Origin of the sequence: Herbaspirillum sp. 3R11 (genome assembly GCF_004563925.1) — a bacterium.
Taxonomy (GTDB): domain Bacteria; phylum Pseudomonadota; class Gammaproteobacteria; order Burkholderiales; family Burkholderiaceae_D; genus Herbaspirillum.
Map to the genome: position 1 here is coordinate 402,243 of NZ_SPNJ01000005.1, position 15,183 is coordinate 417,425.

16 protein-coding genes are annotated in these 15,183 nt (G+C 61.8%); 6 read left to right on the forward strand and 10 right to left on the reverse strand.

The genetic code is table 11. The annotated features are described in order from the left end of the window. Positions 1–41 precede the first annotated feature (41 nt). Both E4P32_RS21920 and E4P32_RS21925 read right to left on the reverse strand, forming a co-directional pair. A complete protein-coding gene (locus tag E4P32_RS21920) occupies positions 42–323 on the reverse strand; it encodes a hypothetical protein (protein ID WP_116435678.1) in 282 nt (93 codons plus the stop codon). 190 nt (positions 324–513) lie between these two features. Then, on the reverse strand, positions 514–669 hold the full coding sequence (locus E4P32_RS21925; protein ID WP_083457757.1) for a DUF3096 domain-containing protein: 156 nt from the start codon (positions 667–669) through the stop codon (positions 514–516). Between the two features lie 133 nt (positions 670–802). On the opposite strand from E4P32_RS21925, the gene E4P32_RS21930 reads away from it, so the two are divergent. Further along, entirely contained in the window at positions 803–1,438 is a 636-nt protein-coding gene (locus E4P32_RS21930) for a LysE family transporter (RefSeq protein WP_116435679.1), read from the forward strand. A gap of 103 nt (positions 1,439–1,541) precedes the next feature. On the opposite strand, the gene E4P32_RS21935 is transcribed toward E4P32_RS21930, so the two are convergent. Both E4P32_RS21935 and E4P32_RS21940 read right to left on the reverse strand, forming a co-directional pair. After that, a complete protein-coding gene (locus tag E4P32_RS21935) occupies positions 1,542–1,841 on the reverse strand; it encodes a PsiF family protein (protein ID WP_116435680.1) in 300 nt (99 codons plus the stop codon). Between the two features lie 150 nt (positions 1,842–1,991). Then, entirely contained in the window at positions 1,992–2,396 is a 405-nt protein-coding gene (locus E4P32_RS21940; RefSeq protein ID WP_116435681.1) for a lysozyme inhibitor LprI family protein, read from the reverse strand. A 188-nt stretch (positions 2,397–2,584) separates the two neighbouring features. Between E4P32_RS21940 and E4P32_RS21945 the strand changes: the two genes are divergently transcribed. Next, positions 2,585–2,941, forward strand: coding sequence for a hypothetical protein (locus E4P32_RS21945; RefSeq protein ID WP_116435682.1), 357 nt, complete (start codon positions 2,585–2,587; stop codon positions 2,939–2,941). A gap of 53 nt (positions 2,942–2,994) precedes the next feature. Here E4P32_RS21945 and E4P32_RS21950 read toward each other — a convergent pair whose 3' ends face one another. Both E4P32_RS21950 and E4P32_RS21955 read right to left on the reverse strand, forming a co-directional pair. Then, on the reverse strand, positions 2,995–3,864 hold the full coding sequence (locus tag E4P32_RS21950) for an NmrA/HSCARG family protein (protein WP_116435683.1): 870 nt from the start codon (positions 3,862–3,864) through the stop codon (positions 2,995–2,997). Positions 3,865–3,984: 120 nt separating this feature from the next. Beyond that, positions 3,985–4,917: an NADP-dependent oxidoreductase gene (locus E4P32_RS21955; protein ID WP_116435684.1), complete on the reverse strand. Its 933-nt coding sequence runs from the start codon at positions 4,915–4,917 to the stop codon at positions 3,985–3,987. A 107-nt stretch (positions 4,918–5,024) separates the two neighbouring features. Between E4P32_RS21955 and E4P32_RS21960 the strand changes: the two genes are divergently transcribed. From E4P32_RS21960 to rmuC, 4 genes are all read left to right on the forward strand, one after another. Then, positions 5,025–5,909, forward strand: a complete 885-nt coding sequence (locus E4P32_RS21960; protein WP_116435685.1) for a LysR family transcriptional regulator — start codon at positions 5,025–5,027, stop codon at positions 5,907–5,909. Between the two features lie 163 nt (positions 5,910–6,072). After that, positions 6,073–8,592 carry an FtsX-like permease family protein gene (locus E4P32_RS21965; protein WP_116435686.1) on the forward strand — a complete coding sequence of 840 codons (2,520 nt, stop codon included), beginning with the start codon at positions 6,073–6,075 and terminating at the stop codon, positions 8,590–8,592. Between the two features lie 53 nt (positions 8,593–8,645). Then, complete coding sequence (locus tag E4P32_RS21970; RefSeq protein ID WP_016835013.1) at positions 8,646–9,047, forward strand: group II truncated hemoglobin; 402 nt, start codon at positions 8,646–8,648, stop codon at positions 9,045–9,047. A 27-nt stretch (positions 9,048–9,074) separates the two neighbouring features. Then, positions 9,075–10,550, forward strand: a complete 1,476-nt coding sequence (gene rmuC, locus E4P32_RS21975; RefSeq protein ID WP_199525669.1) for a DNA recombination protein RmuC — start codon at positions 9,075–9,077, stop codon at positions 10,548–10,550. A gap of 27 nt (positions 10,551–10,577) precedes the next feature. On the opposite strand, the gene E4P32_RS21980 is transcribed toward rmuC, so the two are convergent. Genes E4P32_RS21980 through moaA form a run of 4 tightly spaced genes read right to left on the reverse strand, consistent with a single transcriptional unit; the run spans position 10,578 to position 15,020 of the window. Beyond that, the gene (locus E4P32_RS21980) at positions 10,578–11,981 is read right to left on the reverse strand and encodes a coniferyl aldehyde dehydrogenase (protein ID WP_116435687.1); all 1,404 of its coding nucleotides are present in this window, start codon (positions 11,979–11,981) and stop codon (positions 10,578–10,580) included. 4 nt (positions 11,982–11,985) lie between these two features. Continuing rightward, positions 11,986–13,272: a gephyrin-like molybdotransferase Glp gene (gene glp, locus E4P32_RS21985; protein ID WP_116435688.1), complete on the reverse strand. Its 1,287-nt coding sequence runs from the start codon at positions 13,270–13,272 to the stop codon at positions 11,986–11,988. Next, entirely contained in the window at positions 13,273–13,896 is a 624-nt protein-coding gene (gene mobA / locus E4P32_RS21990; RefSeq protein ID WP_116435689.1) for a molybdenum cofactor guanylyltransferase MobA, read from the reverse strand. After that, a complete protein-coding gene (gene moaA, locus E4P32_RS21995; RefSeq protein WP_116435690.1) occupies positions 13,896–15,020 on the reverse strand; it encodes a GTP 3',8-cyclase MoaA in 1,125 nt (374 codons plus the stop codon). The genes mobA and moaA overlap by 1 nt, the downstream gene beginning before the upstream one ends. Between the last annotated feature and the right edge of the window lie 163 nt (positions 15,021–15,183).

Here is a 15,183-nt window from a genome sequence, read left to right on the forward strand (position 1 = left end):
TGTTTTACATGCTACCTGTACTTCACTTCAGGCTGCCTGAATTACTTTGCCTTGGCAGGTGCTGCTGGTGCGGCAGGAGTTGCTGGTGTCGCTGGTGTTGCAGCAGGTGCGGTGGTGGTCTTTTCAGCCTTGGCTTCCTTCTTGGTGTGCTTCACGGCCTTGTGCTTGGCGGCGTGCTCAGCCTTCGGTGCTGCGGTTGCAGCGGCAGGAGTCGCCGCTGCAGGTTTTGCAGTTGCCGGTGCTGCAGGCGCGCCGGTTTGAGCGAACACTGGCAGAGTCAGGGCGGAGAACAGAGCTGCAACGACGATGGATTTCGAGTTCATGGCAATTTCCTTAAAGAGAAGTAGAGAAGTTTTTTCAGTCTCGGCGCTGACTGTTGACTCATTGTTGAGTGTCGATCGTTGCGCCTTACTTCCATTAACGAGCCGTGAACCAAAGCGACGACATCAGAGTGTTTCAAAAGATGTCATATTTGTAAGCATCTGTTGCAGTTCCTTTGCACCTGTCAGATCGCTATGCGAACGGCCAGCCATGCGAGCCGAACAAGCCCACCAGGCCGATGACGATCAGGTAAATCGCAATGATGAAATTGAGAAGGCGCGGCATCACCAGAATCAGGATGCCGGCAATCAGGGCGACCAGGGGGCCGAAGGAAAGGTGAAGGTTCATGTGATGCTCCTTGTTGGTTGATCTTGATCGGAACAGCTATAGCCGTCTGACGGCATTCAGGAGGCATAGTTCAGCAAGTCGCATCGCTTGTCCTTATAATGTCGATCCCCGCGTTATCTGCAGAAAGTACGGCATGGCTTTTCAATCTTGGTTTGCTTTTTTCCTGGCGGCTTGTCTGATCGCCATCTCGCCCGGTTCCGGCGCAGTCCTGTCAATGAGCCACGGCCTCAACTACGGCGTGCGCCGCACCAGCGCCACCATCCTCGGACTGGAACTCGCGCTTGTACTGATCCTGGTGATTGCCGGCGCCGGTGTGGGTTCGCTGCTGGTGGCATCGGAAGCCGCCTTCAATACGATCAAGTTCCTCGGCGCGGCCTACCTGATTTATCTCGGCTGGTCGCAATGGCGTGCGCCGGTGCATGTCGACGAAGCGCAAGCAGCGCGTCCGGCGGCACCGACGGCCTGGTGGCAGCGCACGGTCACCGGCTTCCTGACCAACGCCACCAATCCGAAAGGCATCGTCTTCATGGTCGCGGTCTTGCCGCAGTTCCTCAACCATGAGCGTCCGCTGTGGCTGCAGTTGTTGCTGATGGCGATCACCATGGTGGCGGTCGACCTGGTGGTGATGCATGGCTACGCGTTTGCGGCGAGCCGCATGCAGCGCTTCTTCCGGGATGCGAAGGCGGTGCGGATGCAGAATCGTTTTTTTGGTGGCGTACTGATGCTGGTCGGCGCCGGCTTGTTTTTCTTCAAGCGCAGCCCGCAATGATGTGTTTCCGATAACTCTGCGGGCAACAATCCGACAGACGTAAAAAAGCCCGCATCGACCATGTCGCGTGCGGGCTTTTTTATTGACGTCTGAATTGCCGGAATTACTTGTCCTTCTTCAGGCACTCTTTCATGAAGGCTTTGCGGTCGTCGCCTTTCTTGCCGGTGGCGTCCTTGTTGCAGCTCTTCATCTTGTCTTGCTGGGTGACTGGTGCGGCAGGGGCGGCCGGCTTGTTGGAGAGACAATCCTTCATGAAGGCCTTGCGTTCGTCACCTTTTTTGCCGGTGGCGTCCTTGTTACAGGTAGTCATCTTGCTTTGCTGGGCGGTCTGCGCCATGGCGGCTGGAGCAAACATGACGGGAGCGACGAGGGCGAAGGCCAGGGTTGCGAGCAGTTTTTTCATGGGTTTCTCCATTCAGGGATAACGTGGGTTGTGCGGTTTGGATGCCGCGTTCTTGCCTAGTTCTGCGCTTGGCACGACGACATGGCCGTCTGCTTGCCCTTGAACGTTTGCCAAACCGGCCGCGTTGACAGCGCCGCTACGCCATTTTTGTCAGCGCGGACAGGTAACGTCACCCTCGGAGCACGCGGACAGCGCCTTGAGCTCCTTGGTGCGTTCCAGCGTCTTTTCCGTCAGGCAGGATTGCAGCGCCATGTTGTGCACTGAGCCGCCGGCGCTGCGCGAGGTGGCATACTTGCAAGACAGGTCGCGGTATTTGATCCAGGCCAGCTGGACGTCGCGGATCTGATTCTGCTGGGTCTTGTCGAGGCGCTTGCGGTAGTCGATGTAAGTCTGGTTCAGCTCGGCGTCGGCCTTGTTGAGCGCCTGGCTCGCGCATTCATCGATGTCGGCCTGAGTCTGGGAGCTTTGGGCATTGCTGCAGTCCACGGCCCAGGCGCTGCTGCCGGCGATGGAGAAAGAGAGCAGCGCGGCGATGCGCCATAGGGATGATTTCATGTTTTTCCTCAACTTTATCTGGTGGCGAGTGTCTACTCTGCGGTAGGCAAAAGCAAGCGCTTTGCACAGCAACATTGTTGCGAAGTGTTACGGCGTGTTTGCAAGGCGCTGCAGATTTTTAGAAGTATCGCCCGACACCGAGTTCAATCGAAAATCAATCAATCTTCAAGTGAAGGCAGGATACATTCATGGCGCTCAACTGGATCGCAGCTTTCAAACTGATACCGTGGTCAGACGTCGTGCAGGCCACGCCGACGGTGGTGCGCGGCGCCAAGGACTTGTGGGCGCGCACGCGGGCAGGCCTGGCCAAATCAGCCATCGCCGAAGACGGCGCGACAGTGGAGCCGGGCAGCCCCGAAGAGATGGCCCAGCGCCTCACGCAGCTGGAAGCGGAGCAGGTCGACGCTTCGGCGCTGATCAACACGCTCGCCGAGCAGAATGCGCAACTGGTGGCGGCGCTCGACAGCGTGCGCAACAAAGTCAAGCTGCTGGTCGCGGCGTGCGTGCTGCTGGCGTTGAGCAGTGCGGCCTTGTGGTTGCGCTAGCCGGTGGCGTGGGGCAACTCGCTGCCGCCTGTAACGTCACCGGCATCGCCCGGTCAGGCTGACGCCGCACTCCCGGAAGCGAAGTCGCGATAGGACCGAAGGGGGCGCCCCAACAGCGTGGTCAGGCGTTCCACATCACCGGCCTCCGGAATCATTCCCTCGGTAAGAAAGCGTTCGCTCATCAGGCGCATATCGAAGGCCATCCAGCTCGGCATGAATTGTCGGAGGTTTTTCTCGAACCCTGCAGGGTCGTCTCCCGGATAGGCAATCGGGCGTCCCAACACATCCGTCCAGATTGCGGCGACATCCCTGCCGGTCAATGTTTCAGGCCCGACCAGGTTGATCCGGTTGATGGGAAGAGGGGTTGCGCTCCTTTCCCTGCGGATGAGTTCGATGGCTGCGATCTCGCCGATGTCGCGCGTATCGATCATTGCCAGTCCCTTGCTGCCGATCGGCATCGGATAGATGCCGTATCCGGTCACCACATCCTTGATCGTGACGTCGTTGTCCATGAAGTAGGCAGGACGCAGGATGGTTGCATTCATCCCCATTTGCTCGATCATGCGCTCAACGCCGAACTTGCCCGCGAAGTGCGGCACGTTCACGTAGAGGTCGCTGTGAATGACCGACAGGTAGACGATCCGTTCGATGCCGGCCTCACGGGCGACGTTGAGCGCGATCAGCGCCTGGGTGTATTCGTCGGGTACGACCGCGTTGAGCAGGAATAACGTCGAGACGCCTGCAAAAGCGCTGCGCAGCGAATCGACGTCGAGCAGGTCGCCCTGGACGACGTCAACGCCCGCCGGGAAGTCTGCCTTCGACACATCGCGCACGAGAGCGCGAACATCGGCGCCGCGTTTGACGAGCTGTTCGACAACGTGGCGGCCAACAGTGCCGGTGGCGCCGGTAACGATAATAGTCATGATGATTACTCCTTGGTGTGGTTTGTAAATTGGAAATTGCGGCAGAGGGGATCAACCCGGCACGGCGCCGTTGAGGGTGTTCGCGGTGCACATGTTTTTCCTCCTGTCGAGAAAGTTGATTCAGAGAGAGAAGTCCACAACCGTCTTGCCGACCTGCGGCTGAGTCCGATTGCGCTCGATCGCTGCGGGCAGCTCGTCGAAGCGCACGACGGCATTGACTTTCGACTGCAAGCGTCCTTGGGCCACGTCCTCTGCAATCGCTTGCAGCCGTGCGGCATCCGGTGTGTTCATGAACCAGAGGCCGCGTCGCCCGGTTGGCGTGCTGGCCAGAATGGCTGGCGATGCGGTGCTGACGATGACGCCGTCTTCGGCCAGGACAGACCATGCGCGGTTCAGCATTTCGCCGCCGACATAGTCCAGCACGAGGTCGATGTCGTTGACCGAGGCTTCGAACTGTTCTTTGTCGTAGGCGATGACGTGGTGTGCGCCGAGGCTGCGGACATAGTCGGCGTGAACGTCCAGGGCGGTGGCAAATACTACGGCGCCGGCCTGACGCGCATACTGGACCGCGAATCCTCCGAGACCGCCTGCCGCACCTTGGACAAGGATGCGCTGTCCGGCCCGTATCGGCCCGGCAAAGTGCAGGCTTTGCCATGCAGCCAATGACGCCACGGGCAACGCTGCCGCATCCACGAAGCTCAGCGCCTCGGGAATCAGGTTCAGATTGGCCTCGTCCACCGCGACCAGGTCGGCATAGGCGCCCAGTCCGCCGCGCGACCCCATGACGCGATCGCCCGGGCGCAGCTTTGTGACGCCGGCGCCAACCGCTTCGACGATCCCGGCAAGTTCAATGCCCAGCACGGTCGGCAGTTGCAGCGGAAATGCGTCCCGGACATAGCCTTCCCGGACCTTCCAGTCCAGTCCGTTGACGCCGGCGGCGTGGACACGGACCAGGACCTGGCCTTCTCCTGCAGTCGGTGCCTCGATTGACAAAATCTTGACGGCTGCCGGGCCGCCGTATTCGTTAAGAACCAATGCGCGAATCGTGTTCATGAAAAACTCCTTTGAGGTGTGGGTTGCGTACGAACAGATAATAGGTAGTTCTGAATACAAAACAAAGACTGTAAAATAGAGATACTTCGTTCCAATAATGAGACATCATGGATTTCAACGCCCTTGAAGACTTTCAGTTAGTGGCCTCTCATGGAGGCTTGGGAAAAGCCAGTCGCGCCAGCGGCCGCTCCAAGGCGACCTTGTCGCGCCGTGTCGCCGATCTCGAAGAAGCGCTAGGCATTCGGCTCATCGAGCGAGGTGCTCGCAGCCTGGAGGTGACCGAAGCCGGCCAGCTGTTGCTCGCCCGGATCGAGGGGCCGATGCGCGAGGTCGCCGAAGCGGTGGCGGCGGCACGTGATGGTCTTGCGACGCCGCGGGGCCGTCTGCGCGTTGCAGCGCCGCTTCTGTTTTCGCAACTGGCCCTGGGGAAGATTGCCGCCCGCTTCGTGGAGAGCTATCCGGAGGTGCAGATCGAAGCCGTGGCCGATGATCGCCTCGTCAATCTCGTTGACGAACACTTCGACGTCGCCATACGCATCAATCCAGGCAAGGACAGCGCATTGGTCGGCAGGTGCTTTGCCAGAGACAGGCAGGTCCTTGCTGCCGCACCATCAGTTCCGATGCCGACGGGAGATCGCGGCAAGCCGTTCCCCGTTCCGGCGGTCGTCACGCCGAGCTATCGCGACGGAGATGTCTGGTCAGTGCGCAATGGCCAGTTCACCGTCGAACCACGGCCTGTTCTGCGCCTGTCGTCGCTCCTGATGGTGCGCGATGCGATTGCCGCCGGCGCGGGGGCGGCGATGCTGCCGCAGTCCATCATTGGCAGCTTGCTGGAAAAAGGCGAACTGGTATCGTGGGGAATTGCCGGGGACGAAGTTGAGCTTTGGGTTCTGCATACCTCGCGTCGCTTGCAGAGTCCCAAGGTGCGGGCCTTCGTGGAATTCATTTGCAGGCAGTATCCTGGCGGCTCGTTCTCCATTCCGACCCTGTAAACCTGGCCGGCGACAGATGGCCATTCAATGTCGCTGACATCGGCATGAGCTTGCCGCCCAGCTAAAAACCAAGCGCGGCCGGCATGCGCTATGCTGTCGGCAATGGACGCGCTTGCCGGGCAAGGCAGCGCGTCGTTTCCTTCTGATTTCCGCCTGGAGTTGCATGTTTCTTCTATCGTTGCGCATGACGCGTCGTGACTGGCGCGCCGGTGAACTGCGCTTCCTGCTGATTGCCCTGATCGTCGCGGTGGCGGCATTGTCCTCGGTCGGGTTCTTTGTCGACCGCATGCGTGCCGGCCTCACGCGCGACGCGCACCAGTTGCTCGGCGCCGATCTGCTGGTCGGAGCGGACCAGCCGCTTAATCCGGCCTGGCTGGAACAAGCGCGCCAACGCAATCTGACGATGGCGCAGACGGTGGTGTTCCCGAGCATGGCGCTTGCCGGCGAAGGTGAGGCCGGCGCCAATGCGGCGCGCTCCATTCTGTCGTCGATCAAGGCGGTCACCAGCGCGTATCCGCTGCGCGGACAACTGAAGCTGGCCGACACTCATGACCCTGATGGCGCTGACCTTGTCGCCGAAGGCGTGCCGCAAGCCGGCACGGTCTGGGTCGATCCGAACATTCTCTCTGCCCTGCAAGTAAAGCAGGGGGATCCGCTCAAGCTGGGCGACAAGACCTTCCGCATCGCCGGCGTGATCTCGGTCGAGCCGGATCGCGGCAGCGCGTTCGTCAATTTCGCGCCACGCGTGATGCTCGGCATGGATGACCTGGCCGCCACCGGCCTGGTGCAATTCGGTTCACGGGTGACCTATCGCCTGCTGCTGGCGGGCGCGCCGGAGCAGATCAAGGCTTACCAGCAATGGCTGCAAAAGACCATCGACGACGGCAACATCAAGGGTGTGCGCATCGAGTCGCTCGAATCGGGCCGTCCGGAAATGCGCGCCACGCTCGATCGCGCTGAACAATTCCTGTCGTTGGTCGGCCTGCTGTCAGCCTTGCTGGCGGCGGTCGCCGTGGCGATGGCGGCGCGTCGCTTCATGCTGCGGCATCTGGATGCCTGCGCCATGCTGCGCTGTTTCGGCATGACGCAGAATCAGGTCACGCTGATGTACCTGCAGGAATTCATCGTGGTCGGGCTGGCCGGCAGCGCGCTGGGCGTGCTGCTCGGTTTCGCCGCGCATTTTGCGCTGCTCGAATGGCTCGGTCGATTCATGCCGACTACGCTGCCGCCGGCGAGTTGGTGGCCCGCGCTGCAAGGCGTCGCGGTCGGCTTGCTGTTGCTGGTCGGGTTCGCCTTGCCGCCGCTGCTGCAGCTGCGCAACGTGCCGCACAACCGCGTGATCCGGCGCGAAGCCTCGGCGCCGAAGGCGATGAGTATCGCCACCTATGCGCTGGGCATGCTGGTGTTCGCCGGATTGCTGCTGTGGCAGGCCGGCGATATCAAGCTCGGCGCCATGACGGCCGCCGGATTCCTCGGCGGGTTCGCGTTGTTTGCGTTGATCGCCTGGGCATGCCTGCGTAGCGTGCAATCGTTGCGCGGCCTGTTCAACAACCAGAGCTGGCGTTTCGCCATCGATGGTTTACAGCGCCGGCCCGGCGCCACCACGATGCAGATCGTGGCGCTTGGTCTCGGCCTGATGGCCTTGCTGCTGCTGACAGTGATCCGCGGCGACCTGATCGGCGCCTGGCGCCAGGCTACGCCCGCCGATGCGCCGAACCGCTTCGTCATCAACATCCAGCCGGACCAGAAAGATGTGGTCGAGCAAAAGCTGAAGCAGGCCGGCTTGCAGCAGGCGCGTCTGTTCCCGATGATCCGCGGCCGCCTGGTGCAGATCAACGGCAAGCCGGTCACCAACGACACCTATCAGGAAGACCGCGCCAAGCGCCTGGTGGATCGCGAATTCAATCTGTCGACCATGCGCGACCTGCCGGCGCAGAACACCATCGTCGGCGGCAAATGGTATGACGACAGCCGCCCCGAAGCGTCGGTGGAAGAGGGCCTGGCCAAGACGCTCAAGCTCAGCCTCGGCGACCAGTTGCAATTCGACATCGCCGGCCAGTTGGTCAGCGTGCCGGTCACCAGCATCCGCAAGCTCGAATGGGGTTCGCTGCGGGTCAATTTCTTCGTCATCATCAATCCGGCAGCGATGCGCGAGATGCCTCAAACCTGGATCACCGCTTTCCACTTGCCGGACGCCAAGGCCGGGCTCGGCAACGTCCTGACGCGCGATTTCCCCAACCTCACGGTGGTGGATATCGGTAGCGTGCTCAAGCAGATCCAGGACATCGTCGACCAGGTGATTTCCGCAGTGGAATTCCTGTTCCTGTTCACGCTGACGGCCGGCGTGCTGGTGCTGTATGCAGCGCTGGTCGGCACCCAGGATGAGCGGGTGCGTGAAGCCGGCTTGCTGCGTGCGCTCGGCGCTACCCGGCAAGAGTTGGCAAAGGCGCAACGTATCGAGGTCATGCTGATCGGCAGTGTGGCCGGATTGCTGGCCGCCAGCGGCGCCGCCGCCATCGGCTGGGCGCTGGCGCATTACGTGTTCGACTTCGAGTGGCGCTTCAGCCCGTGGCTGTGGCTGGCGGGCGCCGGCATCGGCATGGCGTGCGCCGTATTCGGCGGCTGGGCCGGCTTGCGCAATGTGCTGTCGAGGCCGCCGCTGCAGACCTTGCGCGAGGCCTGAGGACGTCTTAAGCGGGAGACATGCCGGCACCGAAGCAGGTATCATCTCGGTCTATGCAAATCGAAGACCTCAATCAGCCGACCGTCTATGACATGATCGGCGGCGCGGAAAAGCTGCGCGCCATGGTGGATCGTTTCTACGATCTGATGGACCTCGAGCCGGAGTTCGCCGGCATCCGCGCGCTGCATCCGCCGTCGCTCGACGGCTCGCGCGACAAGACCTACTGGTTTCTGTCCGGCTGGAGCGGCGGTCCCAACCTGTACACAGAACGCTTCGGCCATCCCTTCCTGCGCGCGCGCCATCTGCCGTTCGCCATCGGTATTTCCGAGCGCGACCAATGGCTGCGCTGCATGGCCTGGGCGATGGAAGACACCGGCCTCGATGAAGCCCTGCGCACGCGCCTGATGCAGTCGTTCTTCCAGACTGCCGACTGGATGCGCAACAAGCCTGACTAATTCACGACCTCTCAAGAAACACCCGACATGACCCTGACTGAAATGATTCTCCTCGCCCTGATCGCCGTCGGCATTGTGCTGCAGATCGTGATCCTCCTGCGCGGCCGCGCCAGCATCGATATCGGCACGCCGTTGCAGCAACTCAAGAGCGAATTGCAACGCCACCAGCAGGATCTGGCCGAGCGCAGCGAACGCGAATTGCGCGACCAGCTGCAATCCAACGCGCAAAGCACCCGCCAGGAACTGGGCGGTAATTTCGGCCAGCTGCAGCAGACGCTGGCGGCGCAGATGACCAGCGTTGCGACCCTGCAGAACAACCAGATCGACAGTTTCGCGCAGCAGCTGGTCAAGCTCAACGAGACCAACGCCCAGCAACTCGACGGCATGCGCCAGACCATGAATTTGCAGGCGCAGGCCAGTCGCGAAGAGCAGGCCGCGTCGCTCAAGCGTTTCGGCGACACGCTCAACCAGACGCTGACCACGCTGACCGAATCCAACGCCCAGCGCATGGCCGAAGTGCGCGCCACGCTGGAAGCCAAGATCAAGGATCTGCAACTGGACAACGGCAACCGCCTCGAAGAGATGCGCAAGACCGTCGATGAGAAGCTGCACGCGACGCTGGAGCTGCGCCTGGGCGAATCGTTCAAGCTGGTCTCGGATCGCCTCGACAAGGTACATCAGGGCCTCGGTGAAATGCAGCAGCTGGCGATCGGCGTGGGCGACCTGAAACGCGTGTTGACCAACGTCAAGACGCGCGGCACCTGGGGCGAAGTGCAGCTGGAAATGCTGCTGGAACAAATGCTCACGCCGGATCAGTACGCCAAGAATGTCGAGACCGTGCCCAACACCGGCGAGCGCGTCGAGTTTGCGATCAAGCTGCCGGGCAACGACGACGGCGGCACGCCGGTATGGATGCCGATTGACGCCAAATTCCCCAAGGAACAATACGAACGCCTGGCCGAAGCCGCCGACCGCGCCGATGCAGAAGGCGTGGCGCAGGCCGGTCGCGAACTGGAACGCGCCGTGCGCGGTGAAGCCAAGACCATCGCCGAAAAATATCTGTCGCCGCCCTTGACGACCGATTTCGCCATCCTGTTCCTGCCGACCGAAGGTCTGTATGCCGAAGTTATGCGCAGGCCGGGTTTGTCGGACGACTTGCAGCGCACGCATCGCGTGAGCATCGCCGGACCGTCGACCTTGTCGGCGCTGCTGAACAGTTTGCAGATGGGATTCCGCACGCTGGCGCTGGAAAAGCGTTCATCGGAAGTGTGGCAAGTGCTGGGTGCGGTGAAGACCGAATTCGGCAAGTTCGGCGACGTGTTGTCGGCGACCAGGAACGCGCTGGAACGCGCCGCCAAGAACATCGAGCAGGCAGAAACGCGCACACGCCAGATGACGCGCAAATTGAAATCGGTGGAAGCTTTGCCGAGCGATACGGCGCAGAAATTGCTGGGCACTGCCGAGCCGGAAGTCGATGGCGACGGCCAGAGCGAGTTGCTCTAGGCGCTGAATCGGCTCAGCCCGAAAAAATCAGCGAATCAGGAATTTCATCAGCAACGAAAACAACCTGCCGTAAGGCGGGTTGAACAGCCGCATGACGTTAAAGCGGCTCTGTGTGAACACCGGCTTCATGTGCGAAAAGCGCCTGAAGCCTTCCTCTCCGTGATAGGCGCCCATGCCGGATGCGCCGACTCCGCCGAAAGGCAAATTCTCTTGTGCAATATGCAGCAGCGTGTCGTTGACCGTCACGCCGCCGGCGACCGTCTGCAGCAAGACCTGGTCGATGGCCGTCTCGCTTTTCGCAAACATATACAGCGCGAGCGGGCGGGGCCTGGCGTTGACGAAGGCGATCGCCTCGTCGAGATTCTCATATGTCACGAGCGGCAGCAACGGCCCGAAAATTTCTTCCTGCAGGATGCGCGCATCCGGCGCGACTTGCGTCAGCGCCATCGGCGGCAATAGTCGCGTCGATGGATGTGGCGTATGCGTGGTGAGTTGTTCGACTATCGCACCGCGTTCGCGTGCGTCGTCGAGCAGCGCTTGCAAGCGGGTGAAATGGCGTTCATTGACGATGCTGGTGTAATCGTCGATGGCCAGGCGCTCGTCATTGAGCGCAGGGTACATGCGCGCCACGACGGCGCGCGCGACCTCGATGAAGTCACGTTCACGACCCTCCGGCAGCAGCACGTAATCGGGGGCGATGCAGGTCTGGCCGGCGTTGAGCAGTTTGCCGCTGACGATGCGCGCGACCGCATGTTTGAAGTCGGCGTCGGCGGCGATGATGGCCGGCGATTTTCCGCCCAGCTCCAACGTTACCGGCGTCAAATGCTCGCTGGCGATGCGCATGACCTCGCGGCCGACGGCGGTGGAACCGGTGAAGATCAGATGATCGAAGGCGAGGGCGCAGAATTTCCGGGCGACCTCGACGTCGCCATTGATGACAGCGATTTCATCGTCCGAAAATGATTGCCGGATCAAGCGATCGAACAGCTCGCCGAAGGCCGGCGTGTTTTCCGACAGCTTGATCATCGCCAGGTTGCCTGCGGCCAGCGCGCACGCCAGCGGACCGACGGTCAGCAGCAGCGGATAATTCCACGGCGTGACGATGCCGACCACGCCGAGCGGCTGCGGCAACAGGCGATTGTCGGCCGGCTTGAACCAGATCGCGGTGGGTCGGGTTTGCGGCTGCATCCAGTGCTTGCCATGAGCCAGCGCATGGTCGATCGCCTGCAGGCTGGTGAAGACTTCGAGGAACTGGGTTTCGTGCTGCGAGCGATTGCCGAAGTCGGAACTGATCGCCGCAGCGATGTCGCCACGGTGGCGCAGCAGCAGATGGCGCAGGCGTTGCAAGCGGTCCTGGCGCTCTTCCCACGGCGTCGCCGGCTGCGCGCGCGAGCGCAGGTGCAGCCGGTCGAAGCGCGCGGACAGCGTCATGGTCTCAGGTCAAACCGTCGAACAGCACCACCTGCACCAAATCGCCGGCCGCGATGTCGCCCTGGGCGTCATCGAGCACGATGATGCAGTTGGCGTCGGACATCGAGCGCAGGATGCCGGAGCCTTGCGCACCGGTCAGTTTTACTTTCCATATGCCGTCGCTATCGGGCGCGAGGATGCCGCGTTGATATTCAGTACGTCCAGGCTTCTTGCGGATTGCCGACAGCGACCTCGCTTGCAGGCGCGGCAGCGGGCTGGCGTCGGCGCCCGACATGCGCAACAAGGCGTCGCGCACGAAGAAATAGAAGCTCACCATCACCGCCACCGGATTGCCGGGCAGGCCGAACAAGTAGGCGCCGCGATCATGCGACGCGATGCGGCCGAAGGCCATCGGCCGGCCTGGGCGCATGCCGATTTTCCAGAACAGCATGTCGCCCAGCTTGGTCATGGTCTGCTTGGTGTAGTCGGCTGCACCGACCGAGACGCCGCCGGAAGTGATGACGGCATCGGCGTGTTCGCAGGCGCTGCGGAAGGCTGCTTCCATGGCGACCGGATCATCCCTGACCACGCCCATGTCGATGATGTCGCAGCCGAGGCGCGTGAGCATGCCGTACAGCGTATAGCGATTGGAGTCGTAGACACAGCCCGGGTCGAGCTGTTCGCCGACCGAGCGCAATTCGTCGCCGGTCGAAAAGAAGGCCACGCGCAGGCGACGCTGCACCGGAATTTCGGCTACGCCCAGCGAGGCCAGCATGCCGATGTCGGCCGGACGCAGGATCTTGCCGGCGCGCAGGGCAATCTGACCATTGCGCAGGTCTTCACCGCGCAGGCGGCGGTTGTCGCCGCGCCGTACGCGACCAGCCGGAATGGTCACGGCGGCATCGCTCTGGTTCTCGGTAAATTCCTGCGGGATGACGGTATCGCAATCGGCCGGCATGGCGGCACCGGTCATGATGCGTACGCATTCACCGGCGGCCACGGCGCCGTCGAACTGCTGGCCGGCATGGACGCTGCCGACGATGCGCAGCGTCAGGGCCTGGTTGTTCGCGAGATCGTCGCCGCGCAGCGCATAGCCGTCCATGGCGGAGTTGTCGTTGGCGGGTACGTCGATGGTCGAGGTGATGTCGGCAGCCAGCGTACGGTCCAGTGCACTGCGGATGGCGACGCGTTCGATCGAAGAAATCGGCTGCACGAAATCATGGATGATTTTTTGCGCCTGCGGCACGGTCATCGCATCCGGGTCATAGCCGGACACGCAACTGACGATGTCGGAGAGGGAGAGTTGAGTCATTTATTCTGATTCCAGTTGGCGCAGCTCTTGCAGCGTGTTGATGTTACTGAAGGCTGCTTCATCGTCGAAGCGGACTTCGGCGGTGCGGATGCCGGCAAACCAGCGTTCCATTTTGCGGCCGTCCTGCTGCAGATAGTCGGTCAGCGATGGCAGCAGGGTTTTCCTGAGCAGGCAGAACACCGGGTGACGCTGCAGGTTCGCCTGCCCGGCGGAGCCGGTGACAGCGATGGCGGCGTCGGCCTGCTGTCCGATCAATGCAGCGGCCAACTGTGTGACCAGATCCGGCGGCAGCAATGGGGAGTCGCAAGGTGCAGAGACCAGGTAGTCGGTGGCGCAATGCGTCAGGCCGCTGTGCAAGCCCGCCAACGGGCCGGGAAAGTCGGGCAGGAGGTCCGGCCATACCGGCAGATTGAACGCCGCGTAGTCGCTCTGATGGCGGTTGGCGTTGATTGCCAGCGTGCCGGTCTGGACCGCCAGACGTTCCATCACGTGCATCGCCAGCGGCTTGCCGCGAAACAGCTGCAAGCCTTTGTCGACATGACCCATGCGGGCGCCGCGTCCGCCTGCCAGTACGAGGCCGGTAATCTGTTCGGGAGGAATTGCAGCGGCGACGGCCATGGCCATCAGCCGCCGATGTAGGACATTTCGACTTTGCGCACTTGCGGCATCGATGTCGTGGACGTGTCTTTCTGTTCGCTGCGCAGTTCGGAATAGCGGTCGCCGCGGCGGCCCCAGATGGCGGCGATGGCGGAGGAGATTTCCGCATCGCTGCGCTCGCCGCGCAACAGGCCGCGCAGGTCGTGGCCTTCGCCGGCGAACAGGCAGGTGTAGATCTTTCCTTCAGTCGACAGGCGCGCGCGGCTGCAATCCTGGCAAAACGCCTGGGTGACGCTGGAGATGACGCCGATTTCGCCACCGCCGTCTTTATAGCGCCAGCGCTGTGCGGTCTCGCCGGTGTAGTTGGCGTCGATCGCTTCGAGCGGAAGTTCGGCGTGAATGCGGCGGATCACTTCGCTGGACGGCACCACTTCATCCATGCGCCAGCCGTTCGAACTGCCGACGTCCATGTATTCGATGAAGCGCAGGGTGAACGGCGTGTCCTTGAAGTGACGCGCCATCGCCAGGATTTCGTGGTCGTTGACGCCTTTCTTGACGACCATGTTGATCTTGATGGGGCCGAGGCCGACCTTGTGCGCGACATCAAGGCCATGCAGGATCTGCGAAACCGAGACGTCGACATCGTTCATGCGCTTGAAGTTGGCGTCGTCCAGCGCGTCCAGCGAGACGGTGACGCGCTTGAGGCCGGCATCCTTGAGCGCCTGCGCCTTTTGCGCCAGCAGCGTGCCGTTGGTGGTCAGGGTCAGGTCGAGCTCGCGACCGTCGGGCGTGCGCAACTCGTGCAGCATGCCGATCAGGCGTTCCAGATGCTTGCGCAACAGCGGCTCGCCGCCGGTCAGTCGGATCTTCTCGACACCGTGACCGACAAACAGGGTGGCCAGGCGCGTGATTTCTTCAAACGACAGCAGGGAGGAGTGCGGCAGGAAGCTATAGTCCTTGTCGAACACTTCCTTGGGCATGCAATACACACAGCGAAAATTGCAGCGATCGGTGACCGAAATGCGCAGGTCGTGCAGCGGACGCATCAAGGCATCGGCCAGGAAGCCGGACGGTGCTTCCAGCAGCGCGGGCACGGCTGCGAGGCTGCCGTTCAGGCGTTCGTCGATGATCGGAATGATGCGTTTGTTCATACTCGCTACGATAGCATGCGGCGGAGAATTAGGCAGTGTACAGAGCGGTCGGGGCGATCACGGTACAGTGCGGAAACAGGATGCTATTTACTTGCCAATTTGCAATGGTGAAAATGCACATTGTGCCGACGACAGACGAGAAAAAAGGGAGTTTTCACTCCCT

Excerpts from the sequence above, each read along its gene's own strand:
- E4P32_RS21920 (WP_116435678.1), bottom strand. The coding sequence starts at position 323 with ATGAACTCGAAATCCATCGTCGTTGCAGCTCTGTTCTCCGCCCTGACT.
- E4P32_RS21925 (WP_083457757.1), bottom strand. The coding sequence starts at position 669 with ATGAACCTTCACCTTTCCTTCGGCCCCCTGGTCGCCCTGATTGCCGGC.
- E4P32_RS21930 (WP_116435679.1), top strand. The coding sequence starts at position 803 with ATGGCTTTTCAATCTTGGTTTGCTTTTTTCCTGGCGGCTTGTCTGATC.
- E4P32_RS21935 (WP_116435680.1), bottom strand. The coding sequence starts at position 1,841 with ATGAAAAAACTGCTCGCAACCCTGGCCTTCGCCCTCGTCGCTCCCGTC.
- E4P32_RS21940 (WP_116435681.1), bottom strand. The coding sequence starts at position 2,396 with ATGAAATCATCCCTATGGCGCATCGCCGCGCTGCTCTCTTTCTCCATC.
- E4P32_RS21945 (WP_116435682.1), top strand. The coding sequence starts at position 2,585 with ATGGCGCTCAACTGGATCGCAGCTTTCAAACTGATACCGTGGTCAGAC.
- E4P32_RS21950 (WP_116435683.1), bottom strand. The coding sequence starts at position 3,864 with ATGACTATTATCGTTACCGGCGCCACCGGCACTGTTGGCCGCCACGTT.
- E4P32_RS21955 (WP_116435684.1), bottom strand. The coding sequence starts at position 4,917 with ATGAACACGATTCGCGCATTGGTTCTTAACGAATACGGCGGCCCGGCA.
- E4P32_RS21960 (WP_116435685.1), top strand. The coding sequence starts at position 5,025 with ATGGATTTCAACGCCCTTGAAGACTTTCAGTTAGTGGCCTCTCATGGA.
- E4P32_RS21965 (WP_116435686.1), top strand. The coding sequence starts at position 6,073 with ATGTTTCTTCTATCGTTGCGCATGACGCGTCGTGACTGGCGCGCCGGT.
- E4P32_RS21970 (WP_016835013.1), top strand. The coding sequence starts at position 8,646 with ATGCAAATCGAAGACCTCAATCAGCCGACCGTCTATGACATGATCGGC.
- rmuC (WP_199525669.1), top strand. The coding sequence starts at position 9,075 with ATGACCCTGACTGAAATGATTCTCCTCGCCCTGATCGCCGTCGGCATT.
- E4P32_RS21980 (WP_116435687.1), bottom strand. The coding sequence starts at position 11,981 with ATGACGCTGTCCGCGCGCTTCGACCGGCTGCACCTGCGCTCGCGCGCG.
- glp (WP_116435688.1), bottom strand. The coding sequence starts at position 13,272 with ATGACTCAACTCTCCCTCTCCGACATCGTCAGTTGCGTGTCCGGCTAT.
- mobA (WP_116435689.1), bottom strand. The coding sequence starts at position 13,896 with ATGGCCATGGCCGTCGCCGCTGCAATTCCTCCCGAACAGATTACCGGC.
- moaA (WP_116435690.1), bottom strand. The coding sequence starts at position 15,020 with ATGAACAAACGCATCATTCCGATCATCGACGAACGCCTGAACGGCAGC.